Origin of the sequence: Pricia sp., assembly GCF_041745955.1 — a bacterium.
In the GTDB taxonomy this organism is placed as follows: Bacteria; Bacteroidota; Bacteroidia; order Flavobacteriales; family Flavobacteriaceae; genus Pricia.
In genome coordinates, this window is record NZ_JBGTHY010000390.1 from 1 (window position 1) to 2,522 (window position 2,522).

The 2,522-nt window shown below is 47.2% G+C and carries 4 protein-coding genes; all 4 read left to right on the plus strand.

Going from position 1 to position 2,522, the window contains the following annotated elements; all coding sequences use genetic code 11:
- Positions 1–182, plus strand: a 182-nt coding sequence (locus tag ACEW8S_RS14170) for an Hsp20/alpha crystallin family protein (RefSeq protein WP_373518791.1), incomplete at its 5' end; no start/stop codon positions are given.
- A 61-nt stretch (positions 183–243) separates the two neighbouring features.
- Positions 244–951: a YfdX family protein gene (locus tag ACEW8S_RS14175; RefSeq protein WP_373518792.1), complete on the plus strand. Its 708-nt coding sequence runs from the start codon at positions 244–246 to the stop codon at positions 949–951.
- A 385-nt stretch (positions 952–1,336) separates the two neighbouring features.
- Complete coding sequence (locus tag ACEW8S_RS14180; RefSeq protein WP_373518793.1) at positions 1,337–1,570, plus strand: hypothetical protein; 234 nt, start codon at positions 1,337–1,339, stop codon at positions 1,568–1,570.
- Positions 1,571–1,606: 36 nt separating this feature from the next.
- Positions 1,607–2,386, plus strand: a complete 780-nt coding sequence (locus ACEW8S_RS14185; RefSeq protein WP_373518794.1) for a patatin-like phospholipase family protein — start codon at positions 1,607–1,609, stop codon at positions 2,384–2,386.
- Positions 2,387–2,522 lie beyond the last annotated feature (136 nt).

Sequence of the window (2,522 nt, forward strand, 5' to 3'; positions counted from 1 at the left end):
AGGAACGGGACAGGCATTGGGTACGCAAGGAGTTCGTGCATAATGCCTTTTATAGGGCGTTCGGATTGCCCAAGAACGTGGACACCGAAAAGGTCGATGCCCGAATGAAAGATGGGCTGCTGACCCTTAAGATCGGAAAGAAAAAAGGTGTCGACGGATCCAGAACGATAATCGTAAAATAAAGGGTGGCCATATTGTTTGACCCGCCTGTCCTAATGGGCAGGCCCAAAAAAATAGAAAGTGATGAAAACTATAAAATATGTTTTGTCCCTTCTTGCTTTGGTGGTGGTATTTGCATGTAATGAAAAACGCACCAAGCAGGAGGTGTTGGCAAAACTTGACCCGATAGATAGCTTGGAAAAACCAAGAAAGAGCTATTTGAAAGAGGCCCAATTTAAAAAAAGTATCGATGAGGAAATACAGCGCAACATCCGATTGGCGAACGATGAACTGATAGCCGATGCGGTCGAAGTGATCTCTGCTACGAAAGATGCCGTAAAAGCGATCGCGGACAGTAGTTATACGGATGCAAAATCGCATATCGAAAAGGCCATCGGCAAGGCCGAGGCCATAACCGCATTGAAACCCGATCTGGCGTTCGCACCATTGGACTTTAACGTACAGATCAATGATCTGTTCAGCGATGTACCTACCGTTAAAAGGCTTACCGAAGAGGCCGAGGAAGCCTTGGAGGATGGCAAGGTCCAACAGGCAAGGGAACTCTTGACAGGGCTGAACAGCGAACTGGCCGTTACGGCCTATAAACTGCCCATAGCGACCTATCCCTTGGCGTTAAAAGACGCCCTGGTCCTTGCCAAGGAAGAAAAATATCGGGAAGCGGCGGTTTTGTTGAACGCAACGTTGAATACCATCGTGGTCGAGGAAAAGTCGGTGCCGCTGCCCTTGTTAAGGGCCGAGCGGATGCTGTTGGAAGTCGACGAACTGGTATAGAAGGACGGTTTCGATACCGATGACGTCAGAACGCTTCTCGATAATGCCTCCTACGAGATCAGATTTGCCGAGGCCCTGGGATACGGCGAAAGGGACAAGGAGTTCAAGGAATTGGACAGTGCCATCAAGGAAATCGAAAAACGGATGGGGGACAAGTCCAATACCGAGGAAAAGGGACTTATCAAAAAGTTGAGGGAGAAGCTCAAAAAATTTAAGGAGCGGATCGAATAGCACCAAGTGATGTTATTAAGAACCGTTTATGTTCATGATGTAAGGCTTGAAAGGTGGCATACCCGTACTTGCCACCTTTCTTGCTATCGATCCGTTTGACCTTTTAAATGGTTTTGGGCTAAAAGTAATTTGTAGAACCTAAAAACATTTAACCATGATCATAAAAAAATTCAAGCCCGGCGATTGGGTAAAAACAAAGGGAAATCCTGATGCCCCCAAAATGGAGGTCATTAAATATATTGCCAAAAAGGATCCGTTGGTAGGCACTATCAACAGTAACATCTACTTGGAGTGTGTGTACTACCGGAATGGGGAACGGTTTACCAAGACCGTGCATCAGGATAGATTAATGAAACTACGCGAAGTTGGCGGCCTTTATAAATCTTAATGAATAGATCTTTTTTCGAACCTTTAGCATGTCAAGATGAAGATTCAAGATTTGAAGGGAAAGAACATCGGCCTCGTACTTTCGGGCGGCGGGGTAAGGGGCATGGCGCACATCGGTATCCTAAAGGCCCTTAACGAGCACGATATTTATCCGGATGTCATTTCCGGGGTAAGTGCCGGGGCCATCGTAGGAGCACTGTACGCCAATGGCAAAATGCCTTTGGGCATGTTGGCCTTTTTCAAGGAAACGCCATTGTTCAAGTACAATTTTTTTTCGGTCAACAGGCCCGGGCTGTTCGATACCGAAAAATACCTGTTTTTTTTCGAGAAATACTTTGGGGAAGATTCCTTTGGGTCGTTGGAGAAAAAACTGTTCGTAACGGCGACCGACCTACAGCGGGGAAAGTCAAGGACATTCAGTTCGGGCGAGCTGTTGCGGCCCTTGCTCGCCTCGGCCGCCTTGCCGCCCGTGTTCTGCCCCGTGTCCATCGACGGCGTACTGTATGCCGATGGGGGCATCATGAACAACTTCCCCATGGAACCTTTGGTAGATCAATGCGACATTATTATCGGGTGCTATACCTCGGCCCTGAAGGAAGTCGGCAAGGCCCAATTGAAAAACCCGCTACAATTGACCGACCGTACGAATATGCTGATGCTACATTCCAACTGTAGGGAAAAACTGGACGCATGCGATACGCTGTTCAGACCTAAAGGTCTTGAATATATACGGATGTTGGACAAAAAGGGAATCGAAAAGGCATTTATGATCGGTTACGAACATGCCTCTAGATGTTTGGACGACATAGATTACTAATTAGACCATCGAACCGAGCAGCAACGTGCCCAAGATAAAGAGTACCAACGAGATAACGCCTCCTACCTCCATACAATGCCTGAACCTATAAATGCCCATACTGAAGATCAACGAATTGGTCCGATAGCCTACCGGG